Source organism: Methanobrevibacter sp. TLL-48-HuF1, assembly GCF_023617305.1.
Classification (GTDB): domain Archaea; phylum Methanobacteriota; class Methanobacteria; order Methanobacteriales; family Methanobacteriaceae; genus Methanocatella; species Methanocatella intestini.
Map to the genome: position 1 here is coordinate 465,001 of NZ_CP081485.1, position 17,650 is coordinate 482,650.

Genomic DNA, 17,650 nt, shown 5'->3' on the forward strand with positions numbered 1-17,650 from the left:
CAACATAAATCAAATAATATATTAAAAAAGAATATTTAAACTAATAATTTAATTAAATACACAATATAATTCCAGAGAAATAATGAAAATTTTAAAACTTAAATTGAAAAGTAAAATTAAAAAATCTCTTTTAAAATAAATAATTTAGAAAAAAAGTAAATATAGTATATAAATAAGCAAAGGTGATTACTAAGTAATATATAAACTTACCTACTTATTTATAAATAAATAAAAAAAATTAAACATTTTTCTTACGAATAACTGAAATTATTCTTGTTAAACTTCTATGCATTTTAATTCCATATTGTTCAACTAATTCAAAACCAACTTCAGCAATCATAGGATTTAAATCAACATAATGAGGGCTGGCCATACACAAATAGGCATCATCTTTCATATTATTATAAATTGAGTGGAAAAATTCATTGAAAATTTCATCACCATCAATATCACCAGTTGAAGTAGAAATCCCATAAGGCGGATCAGTAACTACGCTGTCTACCTTTTCATACATTTTAAGTTCACGTACATCAACGTTAAATGTTCTATAATCAGTTATTCCACAATAATCCAAATTAATGGCACTTCCATTTTTCATTTTCCAGTTAACATCAGATCCCGCAACTTTACATCCAATTAATCCTGCTTCAATAAGTATTCCACCAGTTCCACAAAAAGGATCCAACAATAAATCTCCAGAATTAACCCTAGATAGGTTAACCATGCATCTGGCTAATTTCGGACTCATTGAACCAGGGTAGAAAAATGGCCTTTTATGAGGTTTTATTTCTTCAAAATGTTTTTTATTAAGTTTAAATTTTTCAATGGATATGTAAATAGCATCTTCATGAGCAATTAATCTGATTAAGGAATCAGGTTTTTTTAGTTTTACTTTTACATTTTCACATTTAGATAAAATTAATGACCCTACTTTTCGCTCAATAGCTACTGTATCAATTGGAGAGTTGAATCTTTTTACTCTTACAGCAAAGTTTTCAGAAATATATCTGCTCCAGTCAATAGCTAAAATATCTTTTTCTAACTTATCTATGGAAGATTTAAGTATTACTTCATCTACTTCATGTGTGTATCCCAGTCTTCTTACAAATGTCTGATAATAGTCATCTAAGTTTTCATTGGAAATATCCGTTAATAGAATAAGGCCTTCAGTTATTTTGGAAATATTCAGTTCCATATTTTCACATTCAATAACTGCTTTTAGTTCTGCAAGAGGTAATTTATCATGTTCCTGAGATTGTATACATAGTAATTCCATTAACTTCACCTAATCTTTTTTTAAAAAAAATCATTTTTTAAATTTATCAAAATGTCTTCTAATGATGGTTTCTTTAGAATCTTTTGTATGAGTATCTATATCTTTTTCTTCAAATTTTGAATCTTGAGTGTCTGGATCATTATAATAAAGTTCAGCTTCATTTTCCCTATAGTAATCATCATCACCATATGAATAATCACCTATGCCTTCATTATAATAGCTCCTGCTTTGAGATCTGTTATCCATATTGTTAATAGCATTTTCAATATTTTCTTCTAAAGAATCTTCCATATAAGGTTCATATTCATAATTATGCCTTTTTTCTTCTTCAAAGTTTAATTCTTCAGGATAATATTCATAATCTCTAACAGGTTCTTTTTTATAATACTCCTGAGGTTCATAGTACTCGTTTTCATCATAGTAATCTTCATCTAAATATTGCCTTCTTTTTGACAGACAGTCATTAGAAGGTTCATAATATCCATCATCAGAATAGTATTCATTTTGAGGTCTGTTTACAGAAAAATCATTTCTGGAATGTCTGCCTCTTAAATTATTCTGATTTGATATTCTTGAGAAAATTATGTTTTCAACTTCACTAACATTTGAAATATTAGCTAATTTCATTTGATTGTTATCATAAGCACTATAAACAGAAACTGTTCCAACATTTAATATTTTAGCTACAATACTTTGAGAGGTACTTACATCCTGAATTGTTCCATAAGGCATGTAATTTTTTTTGGTGTATAAAACTCCTGATTTAATAATAATTCTTGAATCAGTTAAGATATACTCCATATAATACCAGTTGATTAACTGCCAAATTATATACAGAATAATAAAAAGTATAATTACAAAAAGTGCAATAGCTGCATACCTTGTTAAAGATAATTTAACATAAGATATTAAATATACTTGCATTTCACCAATAAATGTAATAATCGGTGATGCAACAGATAAAACAACAATTAATAAAATAACTCCAAAAATAGCTTTTTTACATCCTAAAAGCATATTAGGTTTGGTTTGATAAATAGTTTTTTCATTAGTTATTTTATCATCTTTATTAAACAACATAATATTGTATTAGAATTTAATTTTAAATAAAGTTTTTTAAGAAAATAAGATTTAAAAAGTAAGCCTCAGCTCGCCCATCATTCATCACATATCAGAGCTCATAGGGTTCATCATTGGCTTACATATTATTTAAGCAAACATCACGCCTGCTTCTTTTATAAATTCATCGTCACGTTCTTTATCAAGAACTTTTTCCACAGCATCCATGAAATCAGTTACTGTAACTCTGTCTCTTTTTTCACGAATAGCAAACATACCTGCTTCAGTACATACTGCTTTTAAATCAGCACCAGAAAGACCGTCAGTTAAACTGCTGAGCAAATCCAAGTCTGCTTCTTCATCTAAAGCCATGTTTTTAGTATGTATCTTTAAGATTTGTTTTCTTCCATCATCATTAGGAAGCGGAACTTCAATGAATCTGTCAAAACGACCAGGTCTTAATAATGCAGGATCCAAAATATCCGGACGGTTTGTTGCTCCGATAATTCCAATATCCCCTCTAGATTCAAATCCGTCAAGTTCTGCAAGTAACTGCATTAAAGTTCTTTGAACCTCTCTATCTCCACTAGTGGAACTTTTAAGTCTTTTAGCTGCAACAGCATCAAGTTCATCAATGAAAATAATGGCAGGTGCTTTTTCCTTAGCTAATTCAAATACTTCACGAACAAGCCTTGCTCCTTCTCCAATGTATTTTTTAACAAATTCAGAAGCTACAATTTTGATAAACGTAGCATTTGTTTCATTAGCTACTGCTTTTGCAAGTAAAGTTTTACCTGTTCCAGGAGGTCCATATAATAATATTCCTTTAGGAGGGTCAATACCTATTTTTTCAAATAATTCTGGTTCTTTTAAAGGAAGTTCAACAGTTTCTTTAACTTCAATTATTTGATCTTCAAGTCCACCAATTTTATCATATGTAATATCAGGTTTTGTTTCAATTTCCATTCCTGTAACATTTGCATCTTTTTCTGATGGTAAAACTTCTACAATACCAAAGGTTTGCTGATTTAGAGCAACTCTGGAACCTGGTACTAATAATTTTTCATCTAAGAATTTTGAATAATTAACTAAAAAGCTAGGTCCGGTACTACTTTTAACAGTCATTCTGTGATCATCCAAAACTTCAGTAATAGTAGCTAAAACTAAAGGAGGTGATCTGAATCTCTCTACTTCAGAACGTAAGGATTTAGTTTCTCTTTCTAATCTGATTTTCTCATTTTCGATTAGAACTTTATCTTTTTCTAATTTCCTAACTTTCCACATTAAATTACTTTTAGCTCTGGAGTTTTCTTCTTTTAATGAATCTATTTCTTCTTGCATTGATTCAACTTTCTCAACTAATTGTTCTTTTGAAGAATTCTCCAAATCATTAATATTATCCATAGGACTCATCTCCAATAATATTGATTGAAAATTTTTATAATTTCGACATCTATGTTACTTTAATAACCATTAGTAACATTAACATATTTAAATTTTATTATTATGCTATTTTACTAAATGATAATATTTAAAATTTATGGGAAATTAATTATATACATTAACTGATAAATACTTAATTAATTAAATTAGGAAAAAACTGATTAATATGGAATGCGAAATTTGTGGTAGACAAGTATCTGACAATCCTAAAAGAGCAAAAATTGAAGGATCTGTCATGATTGTTTGTGATGAATGTGCTAAGCTTGGAAAAATACAAAAAGCACCTCCAAAACCAAAATTTAGAAAATCAAACAAACCTAAGAAAAATAAAAAAACAAGACAAAATTACTCTAAAGATGAACCAAAAGAAGAATTAATTGAAGATTTTAACATCAAAATTAGAAAAGCCAGAGAATCTAAAAACTTATCAAGAGAAGAATTAGGTCAAAAAATCTATGAAAAAGTTTCTGTTATAAATAGAATTGAATCTGGTAAAATGATTCCAGATATAAGATTAACAAAAAAATTAGAAAATGCTTTAAATATTACTTTAATTGAGAATGTGGAAGAACTGGATTTAAGCAAGTACACAGGTAACTCTTCACAAGGCCGTACTCTCGGTAATGTTGTAAAAATTAAAAAAAGATAGCTATTTGTTTGAATAGCTATTTATTTTCTTATTCTCAATATGTTTTACTTTTCCTTTTAGTTTATAATCTATTTTTCCGCCATTTTTAGCTTTATGAGAATAATACCCTTTAAAATCAGGAGCATTATTTAATTTATTTTTTAATTGATTGAAAACATCATATTCATCACTAACAACTACAACATGAGCTGGCGGATGAATTTTTTTAATTTGCATAATACTTAAAGTTATATCTTCTTTAACAAAAAAGGCAGTAGCAACTTTAGAACTAGTTCTGAGTTTAGAATTTAGAATCTTTTCAACTAATGAATCAGCAAATTTTGCATCAATTATTTTTGGTTTAGTTGCTAAATTTAAATTTCCATGTCTTTCCATGTCCGCAATTGCATTTAGTAGTTTTGAATTGTTTTCTCCTCTTATTAAGACCAATGCCATAGTATCACTGTTTTAAAAAAAATAATTAATGGTGAAAAATTTCACCGATTTTGGAACGATTTCAATAATCTACTTCTAAATACTACAAGCAATATTAAAATTACTCCAATTGCAGTTTGTACACTGCCTAAAATATTCAATATGCTTGCATCAACTGGTAAATCCCAAGATGGAGCTGATTTATCTCCATTTAATGCTGTGTAATATACACCAACTGCTTTAGAGTCTTTTTTAACATTAATATCTTTAGGTTCTACATGATCGACCCCAACTAAAAGACCATTATTAATACCTTTGTTAATTGAAGTTGCAATAGCTGATGCATCATATCCATTTTTAGCAACTGATGCATCCACAATTTGTTTAGTCGTTGATGCAAGTCCAGGTTTTTCACTTCCATAAACTGAAACACTAACAGAGTCCGAAGTTACCGTAATTGCATTTCCCAATGCTTCATATGCATAAATTGTTGTTAACTCACCATTACATACCGGACAAACTTCATAATTCTCAGATGACGGATAACCTACAGACCATCCACAATCATCACAAGATTTTGAATAAACTTCATTCATCGGATAACCAGATTCATTTAAATCTTTAGGAGTGAACATATCACCAGTGGATAAACCAGATACAAGGTTTACCGCACCCCCACCGTATTTTTCACCAGAATCATTAGCTACTTCACCCATAGCTTCAGAAACAATGGTTGTTGCTGGATATCCATCCCTAATCATTTTTCCAATATTAATTGCAGTTTGTTTACGAACAGTATCTGCAGTACCATATAATGGGTTTCCTTCAGAATTCCTTAAGTGAATAATAGCTCCTTTTTGTCCTGGCTGTAAAGTAGCTATTCCACCAGAAGTTGAGGAATAAGGAGTTACAGTAATAGAACCATTACCATCTACAGTAACAACATATGCATCAAAAGAACCTCCAATTGAAATACCCATTTCAGGACCCCCTACAATTAGACGAGCTCCCTGATATTTAGAGGCGATTGAAGCTGCAGAAGCTGCAGATGCATTGTTTTCAAGAGAAGCAACAGCGTTTACAACTGAATCCAACCTTGAGTCTGAACCACCAGTACCCCCTGAGAGAACCGCAAAATGATGTTCTTTAGACATTAAAAATGTTGATTGGAACATGTTATCTGCAAAAGACATACTTCCAGCAGCCGCTCCATTTGGATCTTTACCAGTAGGATCAGTGATAACCATTACATTACAAGTAGCAGCCACACTACTTATACACATCATAAATATTATAAAGAAAATTATTGGTATACTCCACTTTTTCAAACTATCCCTCTATTAACCCTGATTTGTCGTATTCTTTAATTCAACTGACGAGAAATCTTCAATAACGGTTACTGTAACAATACCTGTGTTTTTATCCACCTGAACATCTGCAGCAGAAATAGGTGCAACTGATGTTCCCGGAACTGTTGACCGTTTTGCAAACTCTTGAGCCGTTTGTATCGCATCCTGCAGTGAAACTTCTTTTTTAGAAGTTTTTAAAATATCTCCATGAATTACACTACCGTCTCTTAAACCAGATTGCATAACATTAGATCTAATAATATCTACAGGTACAACATCATTACCTTTAACTATGATTCCAGAAATAGGGACACCATCAGTAACTTCATCAGAGGACGCATAAGCAACATATGTTATTAAACGACCACAAAGAATCAAGATGAATGCTAATAATAAAATTATTAATGTATCTCTTCTTATCTTTATAAACATGTTTTTATCCTCTAAATTTTTCCATCAATAAGCAATAGAAAAATAAATTACATTTATTATATTAAAATTTTGTAATATTTAAATTATTTCCTTAAAATATTTTCCAAAAGACCTTCAGCAGGGTCCATTCCCTGTGCACCAATTAATAAAATAATATCCTTCGCATCAGCACACCTGTATGTGTCTTTTAAACAGTCACATAAATTATCAAAATAATTATAATCAATATTATTCTGATTTAACACTTCAAAGAAAATTTCTCGCTCTTCATCTTCAACAAAATTTAAATGGTCAACAACATCATTACTTGAAGATAAAACCAGCTTTATATTATCATTCATAGATTCCACCAATGCTTCAACATTCAATTTATTGATTTCCACGCCTCTTGAACCTCTGATAGAACATACAACATATAATGTTTGGTTTTTTGGAAGTAATTTATAAGTTTCCGCAATTGTAGCCTTTATACCGTCAGGATTATGTGCAAAATCATCTACAATTAACGGATTTTCATGAAGTTTTGAAAATCTTCTGTTTAATGGTCTGTAAGATTTTACCCCTTCAACAATGTTTTTGATATCAATATCTAAAGATATGCATGCTGCAACTGCAGATAAAATATTTTGAATAAAATGATGAGAAGTAAATGGCAAATCATTATTTTCCAAAATCAGATTACCTTCATAAAAAATTCCATCATCATAATAAACATGAGGATTTTTTGAGTCGAATTTATTCATTGAACATAAAAATGGATTATTTGGAGTTAATTTCATCACTAAATCATCATCATAATTCAATACTGTAACTCCATCTCCAATAGCATTAGGAACTTGATTTATTTCATCAAAAACCTCATCAATAGAGTTTACAAGCCCTATATGATCCATAGCTATATTAGTTATAACTCCAACACAGGGTTTAACTGCACTGGCCATCAGATATGCATGATGTTTCATTAAATTTCCAAGCCAACCTTGAACTTCAGAAACTTCAATAACCAAATAGTCCAATTTTCCATTATTTTTAACTTCATCCGAAATTAATTTGGAAACCATCGGATCAATTAATGTATTAAATTCTGATTCACTATCCGTATTCGTAAAAACATGTGATTCAGTATTTTTTAAAATATGGTAAATTAGATGAGAAGTTGTTGATTTTCCATTAGTGCCCGTTATAATAACATTTTTTGAATCAGGAGAAAATTTTTCAATTGTCCATTTAAGAGCATAAGCAGTAGCTAACTCTATTTTATCTACAATAATCAGTGGAAAATTTAATTCAATTGCTTTATCACAAGCTCCATCCTGAGGATTTTGAGTAATTAAACAGGCTAAATTTTTACTAGCTGCAATTTCAACACCTTTATCATTAATTTTATGGCGTATTACAATATCTCCATCAATGGCATCATTTAAAAATGTAAATCTTCCTGTAAATCCTTCATCATCAAAAAAACTGTCTTTTCCAATAATGTTGCCTTCAATAAAACTAGCTAAATCTTGTATAATCATATAAAAATCACCAAAAAAGAAAAAGAAAAATTAGAATATGTATAACTGAGCAAGAATTCCAATTACACATAATAACACAGTAACACCCCAATAGCTAAGTACAATCTTACGTTCAGACATACCATAATGATTTAATGTGTGATGTAACGGTTCAACAGGCAATTTAATAATATTTGCCCTATGTAACAAACTAACAACAACAGATGCTATTGGAACACCTAATGCAAGAACACCAAAGTATGGAATATCAGATATAAGAACAGCTGCAGCATAACCAGTACCTAATACAAATGATCCTGTATCTCCCATAAATATAGATGCTGGATATTTGTTAAATACTAAAAATCCTAAACATAATCCAGTTAAAATTATGAATACTGGAATACCTGCCATATTTCCACATAAATATAAGTAACAGCAACAAGCAAAAGATGCAATACCTACAATTCCTGCAGCTAAACCATCCATTCCATCAATTAAATTCACACAATTAATACAACCTAAAATAGCTATTATAACTACTGGAAATGCCAATATTCCCAAATTAAATCCACCAATTGTAGTTACAACCCCTGTTAAACCTAATAACACACCTAAAAGAATTTGACAAATGATTTTTTCAAGTTCACCAGGTTCTGTTTTAATTGGAACCTCCCCAATAATTTCTACTTTGCCCTCTTCCACTAATTTATCAATTTCTTTTTTAGCTTTTGGAGTAGCTACTCTAACTTCTTCATTAGGCTCAACATCAAGTCTGCCTAAAGTAATTACCTCATCACAACAGTTTACAACAACTTTCTGAATTTCTTTAACCTTAAGACCAATTAAATCATCTAATAAACCTACAATACCTCCTGCAAGCATAATATAAGACATGATTAAAATTGGAGTATTATTATAATAAATAGCAATAATCAACAAAATTACAAATAAAAATGCAATACCCCCCATTGTAGGAGTACCGCTTTTATGTCTGTGTTCACTAACAATTGGATTATCTGCTATCCTTGCATTAAGTAATATTCTTTTAATGCAATATGTAAAAATTACCGCACCAAAAAATGTTATTAAAAAAAGAATTAACATATCTCCATTATTCATTTTACCACACATAAATTATGTATCATATTAATTTTATTCTTACTGTTATATAAAATTAATTTAATGGTGTTTAAGTTATTATTAAATCAAATCTTTAACATATTTGTCTAATTGCTCTTTTGAATTTGCCCTAACTGTAATTCTCTGATATCCTTCAGGTCCATGAACCACACAATCATTATTTTTAAAGGATTTTAAAGGTTCATTTAAAGCCGGACCTTCATAATGTCCAATAGGAATTTCAGTAGCATAATAATATTCTAATTTGTCCTGAATGTCTTTAATAGAAAATTTACCTGATGCCATATTTACTAATTCACATAAAGAATTAACTCCGCAGGTAGCTGTTGTTAAATATCTGGTTCCATTTGGTCTTGTGTTAACTTCAATAGCATATAATTGCTGTTCCTGTTTTGAAAACATGAAATCCATTTCAAAAATACCGTCAGAAGCTAAATTTTTAGCTACTTTATATGCAGTTCTTTGAATAAGATTATTATCTAATCCTTCAACTAAACAAGGAGCAGTTTTAACCTTATTTAAAGGATGAATTCCTTCCAAAGTTGTTTCACCTTTATAAATTGGAGATAAAGGCATATATTCACCATTATACCCTAATACTTCAATAGAAATCTCAGAACCTTCAATGAATTTTTCGCATAAAGCCTGGTCGAACTTTTCAAAGTACTTTTTAACATCATCTAAAGAATTAGCTACTTTAATATCTTTTCCTCCTTGCCCTTGACCCTGCTTTAAAACAACTGGAAATTCCATTTCCAATTTACTTTCAAAATTATCCTTAGTTAATATCTGATATTGTGGAGTAGCTACGCCAATTTCATTATAGAACTCTTTTGTTTTAATTTTATCAGAAGTTAAACTAACCGCACGAACATTTGCTGCTATTACTGGAATATCCGTTTCAGCTTCAAGTTCTTCTTTCATTTTAGCTACTTCTATTAATGGTGGATCAATACCAATTAATGGTACAACCGCGTCTACATTCTGACTGATGGCTATTTGTTTTGGACTGTCCATACCTCTAGGTACAATAAAAACTTGATCAGGCAAATCCAGATTTATAGCATCTTCATTAGATTCAGTAATTATACTTTCAATACCATTTTCTCTAACATAATAATCTATATCATCATACAATCTTGAACCAATAAATAAAATTTTCATAAAATCTCCTTTAAAATATTTATAAACTTATAAGCTCCCTTCTGAACTACTGGGGTTGGCATATCTGAATAATCCATAGATTCAGGTTCAATACCAACAAATATTATCTTAAAATCATTATCTCGCTCTAAATATTTAACAAAATATGATAAAGACATTGAATGAGTTGAAATTCCAATATTGACAAAATCATCCTTGTCTACAATTTTAAATTCCCCTGGCCTGCACCCCATCAAACATGCATCAACAAGAATTACATGTGACGGCTTTTCTTTTCTGATTTTACCTGTGAAATTCTCAGGAACTGTTTGACCATCAATAATTATTAAATCAGAATTTTCCAAATCTTTTAATTCATTAATTATAAAAGGTCCTACACCATCATCACATTTAAGCTCGTTTCCAATTCCCAATATAATTAACTTTTCTTTATTTTTTAAAAATTCTTCCAGTTCTCTTTTAAATGAAATAAAATCACCTAATAATAATTTGCTTCAATAGTTCCAATTCCTTTTCCCATAATATATTTTAATTTAACATTAATTAAATCATTGCATTTTACATTTTTTTCATTTAAAGGAATTAACAGAGGTGGGTTTAACATTGGCGTAGGTCCACAAACCAAATTATCGTTAAGCTTAGTAACAGTTGTAATTTTCAATCCATTAACTGAAGAATCTTTTTTAGCCTTTAAAGTTATGACTTTTTCAAAATTAGGATTTATTTCATTTAGAAAATTAATCTCATCATAAATAACCGGCTTTGATAAAATTTCACAAGAAACATCTTCATCATAATGAATATAATCTCGCTCCAGGTGTGCAAGTTCTATAATATTAATAATACCCTGGGGAATTATTCTGCCATCCTCTTTTAGATAATTTCTTACATGATTCAATACTGGAACTTCTTCTTCATCAATAAGAGCAGTATCTAACATTTCACAAACAATTAAATCAGATTTTTTAGAAAAATTATAATTAAAAACATCTTCATTAATAACTTTAATATTTTTAAAGTTTTCTAAATTTTTTTTAGCACATATACTAGCTTTAACATCTTGTTCAATAGCTATTATTTCTTTAAAATAAGAATTTAAGAAAAAAGATAAAATTCCACTTCCACATCCTAAATCATAAGCTAATTCCTGATTGACAGATAAATCTTCAATAGCTTCGTAAAATGCTGAAATTCTTTCTTCATCTTTCAATAAATCAAAATGGTAATGAGTTGTTTTAAATTTCATGTGAAAAAAATAAAATTAATGGTGATGATTATGTTCATGATCAGGATCACTAAACTCTTCACCATTAGCAGTAGTTGTGAGTTTTACGTGTTCTACTCCTTTAAGTCTCATTATTTTATCAGTTAACTCACGAATTTCACTAATATCCCCATTAACAACAACAATTTCCATACAATATTTTTCAGTCATATGAAGGTGCATATTCATGTTAATTTCATTTCTGAAACTGTGTTGAATATCTGCAAGATTTTCCATAACTCCAGTATAATGATGATCATAAATAATAGTAATAATTCCAATTCTTTCTCCTTCCATCTCATTCATCCATTGATGTCTTACAATATAATCCTGAAGAGCATCACGAATACCTTTTGAACGAGATTGATAACCTCTTTCTTTTAAAACTTCATCAAAATCAGCCAATAATTTTTTTGGTAATGACATACTTATTCTCATCATAGTAAAAACCGTCCACAACAAAGTGATTTAAATATAATATTAAACTTAAAATATATAAATGTTATGAAAAAATAAGAAATTTATATTACTATATTTCTTATTCAACAAGTAAATAATACTCCCCATCTTCTTTTTTAATGGGTTTTAGAAGGTTTTTATTTTCCAGAGATAAAATAATATGATACATTTTAAAATTAGAAAGTTTTAAATCACCATATAACAAATGGCCTTCTAAAGTATACTTAGAAACCAAATTCTTATCATCAACTAACTCTTTAATTAGATTATAAGATTCTTTTTCTTTAATATTCAGTTCAATCTTTTCAACATCTTTTTTAGATTTAACCGCATTAATCTCTTTATTAGAAATAGTTAACTTAACACTGCCACCATTAAACTCAATTAGATTCTTTTCAGATAATGTGTTTAAAATTTGAACCAAATCATATTCATGAAATCCTAATTCCTCTTTTAAAAGTTTAATAGGTACTCCTTCAGAATATTCAGGATTAAATATTTCTACCTGATTTAAAACAACTTCCTCTTTTTTTGTAATTGTAATCATAAATAATCTATTTATATTATAATAATTATCATTTTTAAAATTTTTGAAAACACATTATTATTAAAAAACACAAAGAAAAATTTGTTTCGAAATTATATTAATACTTTTCAAAATTTTAATATTAATTAAGTAATACTTTTTTATAAAAAAGTATTTATAATATGAAAAATAATGTAAATATAGGTTTGAAGTAAAAACATATTCAAAATTATTAAACATATATAACTATTCTGTCTTTTAATTACCCTCCTCTTTTTTACTTCGAACTATCTCTTTTTAAGAAAAACTGCTAATTTTTAATTTAAAAAATTGTTGAAAGATTAAAAGAATAATTTATTAACTTTAAATGCTAAAAAAAGAATTTTTGAAAAAAATTAAAAAAAGGAATTAGATTTAAAATAAAAAACTCATAAATCATTAAATTAAGTTATTATACTGCAACAATGCTTTCATCATATTGAATGATTTATCCACACTTCCAGCAGCAATCGTACCATGAGGTGTTAATACTTCACATGTAACAGATGGAATACCCCTTAAATTAACTGTATCCTCCATAGCTCCACCATATTCTTTACCTGCAATATCATATATTAATTTAGAGTAACCTGTTTTTTTAGAAATAAAATCAGCTATTTTTGCACTTTCAGATAAGGGAGAATAAGAACCCATAGCTACATCCTTTCCAGGATCACCGTTAGGTTGAGTACAATGGAAATCACCATAATTATCACATTTTAATGAACATATTAATTCCACTACATTATTTGATATAGTTCCCGGAACATTTGCTTTTGAATTTAAATTAACATTATTATAATTCCTAACATTACTAGCAGTTGCTTTTGGTTGGATAAATGGAATGATATGTACAGTACCTTTAATTGGATTGCTTTCCAAATAACTTATTAACTTTAACACAGCTACTTGAGAAGATAACTCTGATCCATGAATACCTGCAGTAATAAATACCACATTTCCAATTCCGCCTTTAAAAGTAATCCAAGGTGTGCCTGATTTTGCAGAATTAATGACTTGATTGATTAATTCTGAGTTAGGTAAATTATTTTTTATTAAAGAGTTTTTAGTAACATCTGCACCAGTATTCCAATTTAAAGTTGTTAACGAACAATCATTTTTAACAATATACTTATTACTGCTGCACATATTATCAGCATAATAAGTTATAATATAATTTCCGGCAGGATTATTTAAATTAATTGTTGCAATTCCTTTATCATCAGTATAGGCAGTTAAAATTTGGCCTGCAACATTGAATTTAATTAACTTATTACATACGGGATTTCCTGTAGAATCTACAAAATTAACCGAAACATTAACTGGATTTCCATAAGTTGAAGAAATATCCTCCCCTGATATTCTACTTAAAACCTTTATTTTATTACCCATTTCCAAATTATCATAATAAGCAGTTAATATATACTCCCCGGGATTTAAATTAATATCTAATTTTGCTATTCCTAAATTATTTGTAGTTTTATAATAAAATACACCATTAATATTCATTTTAACTGTTTTATTAATTAAAGGATTGCCAGATTTATCTAAAACCTTAACTAAATATTGAGAATCATTTTTGTAATATTTAACCAAATCCTTACCCTCTAAAAATGACAATACTGTAATATTATAACCAGTTGCAAGATTATCATACATTAATGTAATAATATACTTTCCAGGGCGTAAATTAATATTTAATTTACCTAAACCCAACTCATCAGTATTTTTATGATAAAACACACCATTAATATTTAAAGTTACCTTTGCATTAGAAACAGTTCCGCCTGTAGATTTATTTAAAACTTTAAATACAAACTGAGAATCATTTTGATAATATTTAACCAAATCCTTACTCTCCAAAAATGACAATACAGTGATATTATTTTTAACAGTTGTATTTTTATAAGAAGTAGTAATTGAATACTTGCCAGGCATTAAATGAATATTAAGTTTTCCATTTCCATAGCTGTCTGTAACTCTAGTGTAATTTTTACCTCCAACATTTAAATTAACAGTACAATCTTTAGAAGGCAAATTATTTTCTTTTACATTAAATTCAAATTGTGAATCATTTTGATAATATTTAACCAAATCATAAGTAGTAATTTTGACATTATCATTTGTAATCAAATTATTATCTAAACTAGTGTCATTATCCTGAGCAAAACAAGTATTTAAACAAAATAATAACAAAATTAAAATTAAAACTAAAAAATATCTTTTTTTCATAATATAATTCCTCAATGCTGTAATTATACTTAAACACACAAATTAAGTATACCTACAATAAGTTCATTCTATCATTGGCACTATTTAAATTATAAGGGACAATAAAATGATTCATCTAAAAAAACAATACAAAAAAGAATTTTTGGAAAAAAAATAAAAAAGGATATTTAGTCTTTATCAAGATCAATACCCATTTTTCCAGCAATTCTTGCAAGTAATACAGTAACAACTACAGCAACAATAGTTACAATAACTGCATATATTAATAATCCAGTTACTGCACCTCCAGCAGTGTAAAATTCTTCAATTAATTTTTGTATTGCTTCATTCCAAGCTAAACCTGCAACAAATGCAAATGCTGTAGTAATTAATGTTAACATAGTTTCCATTATCATTTTGCTTATTTCACTATCCATAATCATCACCTTATTTATTATTTATAAAATTTTTATGAATAATGATAAAATATTAATATTTATTAAATTTATTGTACAAAACATGTATTAAAAAACTTTTAAGTATACATTTTACATTATTCCATATAATATCTTAAGTTTATTTTATTTAAATCTATTTTAAAAAATTAATTAGTTTTCCTTAGAATACAAAACTAAAAAATTTAAATAATTCAACTATAAAATTAACATATATGAAAGCAACAGACATATTTCAAGATTTACGCAATATTTCATCAAAAGAAAGAATAACAAAAACTGAATTATTAAAACTCTTAAAAAAATATTGCAAAATAATTTCACCCTATGACCTAATGCTTGCAACAGCTAGAATGAGGGAAGAAGGAAAATATGTTCAAGCTAATTATCGTGAAAAATACTTGGAAGTTTATGTAAAATACTTCATCATGCGTGTAAAGGAAATACTTGACAATAACAATTATATAGATAAAGATATTGATAAAGAAAGTTTTGATAAATCATTTAATTTATTAAAACATCAGTTTGAAAAAGAAAGAAATTACACAATAGAAGAAGATAAGTTTCCTTTAATTTATATTATTGTTGCTCTTTATACAACATTTATTTTGGAAGAGCCTATTCATCCGGTTGGAAGTGAATTTCCTGGAAGTTTAAAAGTAGAAGAAAAAAATGGAGAATATTACTGTCCAGTTAAAGACAAACAAAAAGACAATGAAAATGCTATTTGTAATTTATGTCTAGCTGAACAGACCCCTGGAATTTAATTTTTTCTGTTTTCAGAACCTGCCATTGGAACACCAGTTAAAGCTGATGCTTCCATTGTTAAGGCCCTTAAGTTTTGTTTTTCCAATTTTGTAATATGTGTGTTTCCCGCCTGTTGAACAAGCATACATGCCTCATCAGTCATTGCATTTATATAATTAGCTACTGCTTTACCCATTTCCTTGTAATCAATCCTGTGTCTTAATGATAAATCCTGTGTAGCTATTCCTTTACTACAGTTACCTTTATAACACATTTGACAGACCCTACAGCCTATAGAAATTAATGCAGCTGTTGCAATATATACTGCATCTGCTCCAAGAGCCAATGCTTTAGCCAAATCTGCTCCAGAACGAATTCCTCCAGCAGCTACCAAACTTACATCTTCTCTCAAGTTAATTTCTTTTAATGCCTGATCTGCTTCTACAATAGCTGCAAGTGATGGAATACCTGAATGTTCCATAATAACATCCGGTCCTGCTCCAGTTCCTCCCTGCATACCATCTACAACAATTATATCTGCTCCACCTTTAGCTGCAATTTTTACATCAGAAGCTACTTTACCTGAAGCAAATTTAACAATAATCGGAACTTTCCAGTCAGTAATTTCACGTAATTGGGAAATTTTCATGCTTAAATCTTCAGGACCTACAATATCCATGTGTCTTGCAGGTGATAGAGCATCAGACCCCACGGGGATTTTTCTGATTCTGGAAACTTCAGCAGTTACTTTTTCACCAAGCAAGTGACCACCCATTCCGGATTTTGCTCCCTGACCAATTTTGATTTCAACTGCATCTCCCTGTTTAAGATAATCTGCAGAAACACCAAATCTTCCAGATGCATATTGTGCTATAAGTTTATCAGCCAGTTCACGTTCTTCAGGAAGCATTCCTCCTTCCCCTGTGTTTGTTACAGTTCCTGCAAGTGAAGAACCAATAGCTAGTGCCATTTTTGCTTCTTTACTTAATGCACCGAAAGACATAGCTCCAATCATCACAGGAGTATCTAATTTTAAAGGATTTTCAGCATATCTATCTCCTAATACAACATCAGTTCCACATGGTTCCCTATATTTATCAATAGGAGGTCTTGATACTTGCGCAGGTATTACCACCAAATCATCAAAGTCTGGAATTTTTCTTAAAGCACCAGTACTTCTGATTTTATATGATGCTGATTGAGCTTTTCTCACTATTTCTACAACATCCGGGAACCCCCATGCTTCTCTTGCATCCTGCGGAATTGCATTTACTTCAATAGCTCTATTCGGACACATTTCCAAACAAATTCTACATCCAACACATTTTTCCTGATTTAATGGATATGGTTCACCCTGAATAATTTCATAAACTCCGTGAGGACAATTATTATAACATGAGAAACACTTTCCACAGATTTTTTCATCCCGGTCATCACACAAATACCAACAACAACCAGGTCTTCCAAAGTTTTTCTTACATAAAACTGGATTTCTCTCTACTCTATATGGCATATACTTCC

At 29.1% G+C, this 17,650-nt stretch carries 18 protein-coding genes; 2 read left to right on the forward strand and 16 right to left on the reverse strand.

Annotated features, from left to right (window positions below; genetic code table 11):
• Nucleotides 1–238: 238 nt before the first annotated feature.
• From K4897_RS02280 to K4897_RS02290, 3 genes are all read right to left on the reverse strand, one after another.
• The gene (locus K4897_RS02280) at nucleotides 239–1,276 is read right to left on the reverse strand and encodes a TIGR01177 family methyltransferase (RefSeq protein ID WP_250416455.1); all 1,038 of its coding nucleotides are present in this window, start codon (nucleotides 1,274–1,276) and stop codon (nucleotides 239–241) included.
• A 30-nt stretch (nucleotides 1,277–1,306) separates the two neighbouring features.
• Nucleotides 1,307–2,356 carry a PH domain-containing protein gene (locus K4897_RS02285; RefSeq protein WP_250416457.1) on the reverse strand — a complete coding sequence of 350 codons (1,050 nt, stop codon included), beginning with the start codon at nucleotides 2,354–2,356 and terminating at the stop codon, nucleotides 1,307–1,309.
• A 129-nt stretch (nucleotides 2,357–2,485) separates the two neighbouring features.
• Nucleotides 2,486–3,676, reverse strand: coding sequence for a proteasome-activating nucleotidase (locus K4897_RS02290; protein ID WP_371921668.1), 1,191 nt, complete (start codon nucleotides 3,674–3,676; stop codon nucleotides 2,486–2,488).
• A 268-nt stretch (nucleotides 3,677–3,944) separates the two neighbouring features.
• Here K4897_RS02290 and K4897_RS02295 point away from each other — a divergent pair, with 268 nt between their 5' ends.
• On the forward strand, nucleotides 3,945–4,427 hold the full coding sequence (locus K4897_RS02295; protein ID WP_019264243.1) for a multiprotein bridging factor aMBF1: 483 nt from the start codon (nucleotides 3,945–3,947) through the stop codon (nucleotides 4,425–4,427).
• On the opposite strand, the gene K4897_RS02300 is transcribed toward K4897_RS02295, so the two are convergent.
• The 12 genes from K4897_RS02300 to K4897_RS02355 all read right to left on the reverse strand — a co-directional run bounded on the left by K4897_RS02300 (nucleotide 4,428) and on the right by K4897_RS02355 (nucleotide 15,364).
• Nucleotides 4,428–4,862, reverse strand: coding sequence for a DUF356 domain-containing protein (locus K4897_RS02300; RefSeq protein ID WP_019264244.1), 435 nt, complete (start codon nucleotides 4,860–4,862; stop codon nucleotides 4,428–4,430).
• Nucleotides 4,863–4,903: 41 nt separating this feature from the next.
• Nucleotides 4,904–6,127, reverse strand: coding sequence for a hypothetical protein (locus K4897_RS02305; protein WP_019264245.1), 1,224 nt, complete (start codon nucleotides 6,125–6,127; stop codon nucleotides 4,904–4,906).
• Between the two features lie 54 nt (nucleotides 6,128–6,181).
• Nucleotides 6,182–6,622, reverse strand: coding sequence for a hypothetical protein (locus K4897_RS02310; protein WP_004036888.1), 441 nt, complete (start codon nucleotides 6,620–6,622; stop codon nucleotides 6,182–6,184).
• Nucleotides 6,623–6,705: 83 nt separating this feature from the next.
• Entirely contained in the window at nucleotides 6,706–8,142 is a 1,437-nt protein-coding gene (locus K4897_RS02315; RefSeq protein ID WP_019264246.1) for a Mur ligase family protein, read from the reverse strand.
• A 30-nt stretch (nucleotides 8,143–8,172) separates the two neighbouring features.
• Nucleotides 8,173–9,255, reverse strand: a complete 1,083-nt coding sequence (locus K4897_RS02320) for a glycosyltransferase family 4 protein (protein WP_019264247.1) — start codon at nucleotides 9,253–9,255, stop codon at nucleotides 8,173–8,175.
• A gap of 69 nt (nucleotides 9,256–9,324) precedes the next feature.
• A complete protein-coding gene (locus tag K4897_RS02325; protein WP_019264248.1) occupies nucleotides 9,325–10,428 on the reverse strand; it encodes a carbamoyl-phosphate synthase in 1,104 nt (367 codons plus the stop codon).
• Entirely contained in the window at nucleotides 10,425–10,841 is a 417-nt protein-coding gene (gene hycI, locus K4897_RS02330) for a hydrogenase maturation peptidase HycI (protein ID WP_019264249.1), read from the reverse strand. The genes K4897_RS02325 and hycI overlap by 4 nt, the downstream gene beginning before the upstream one ends.
• 65 nt (nucleotides 10,842–10,906) lie before the next feature.
• The gene (locus K4897_RS02335) at nucleotides 10,907–11,674 is read right to left on the reverse strand and encodes a methyltransferase domain-containing protein (RefSeq protein ID WP_019264250.1); all 768 of its coding nucleotides are present in this window, start codon (nucleotides 11,672–11,674) and stop codon (nucleotides 10,907–10,909) included.
• Nucleotides 11,675–11,689: 15 nt separating this feature from the next.
• Entirely contained in the window at nucleotides 11,690–12,133 is a 444-nt protein-coding gene (nikR, locus tag K4897_RS02340) for a nickel-responsive transcriptional regulator NikR (protein WP_049780176.1), read from the reverse strand.
• Nucleotides 12,134–12,230: 97 nt separating this feature from the next.
• The gene (locus tag K4897_RS02345; RefSeq protein ID WP_019264252.1) at nucleotides 12,231–12,698 is read right to left on the reverse strand and encodes a hypothetical protein; all 468 of its coding nucleotides are present in this window, start codon (nucleotides 12,696–12,698) and stop codon (nucleotides 12,231–12,233) included.
• Nucleotides 12,699–13,115: 417 nt separating this feature from the next.
• Complete coding sequence (locus K4897_RS02350) at nucleotides 13,116–14,948, reverse strand: succinylglutamate desuccinylase/aspartoacylase family protein (protein WP_250416460.1); 1,833 nt, start codon at nucleotides 14,946–14,948, stop codon at nucleotides 13,116–13,118.
• Between the two features lie 167 nt (nucleotides 14,949–15,115).
• Nucleotides 15,116–15,364, reverse strand: coding sequence for a DUF5654 family protein (locus tag K4897_RS02355; RefSeq protein ID WP_250416462.1), 249 nt, complete (start codon nucleotides 15,362–15,364; stop codon nucleotides 15,116–15,118).
• 233 nt (nucleotides 15,365–15,597) lie between these two features.
• Between K4897_RS02355 and K4897_RS02360 the strand changes: the two genes are divergently transcribed.
• Nucleotides 15,598–16,149 carry a DUF2115 domain-containing protein gene (locus K4897_RS02360; RefSeq protein ID WP_250416465.1) on the forward strand — a complete coding sequence of 184 codons (552 nt, stop codon included), beginning with the start codon at nucleotides 15,598–15,600 and terminating at the stop codon, nucleotides 16,147–16,149.
• Here K4897_RS02360 and K4897_RS02365 read toward each other — a convergent pair.
• Nucleotides 16,146–17,642 (reverse strand): glutamate synthase-related protein, encoded by a 1,497-nt coding sequence (locus K4897_RS02365; protein WP_019266297.1) that lies wholly within the window; start codon nucleotides 17,640–17,642, stop codon nucleotides 16,146–16,148. The genes K4897_RS02360 and K4897_RS02365 overlap by 4 nt on opposite strands.
• Nucleotides 17,643–17,650 lie beyond the last annotated feature (8 nt).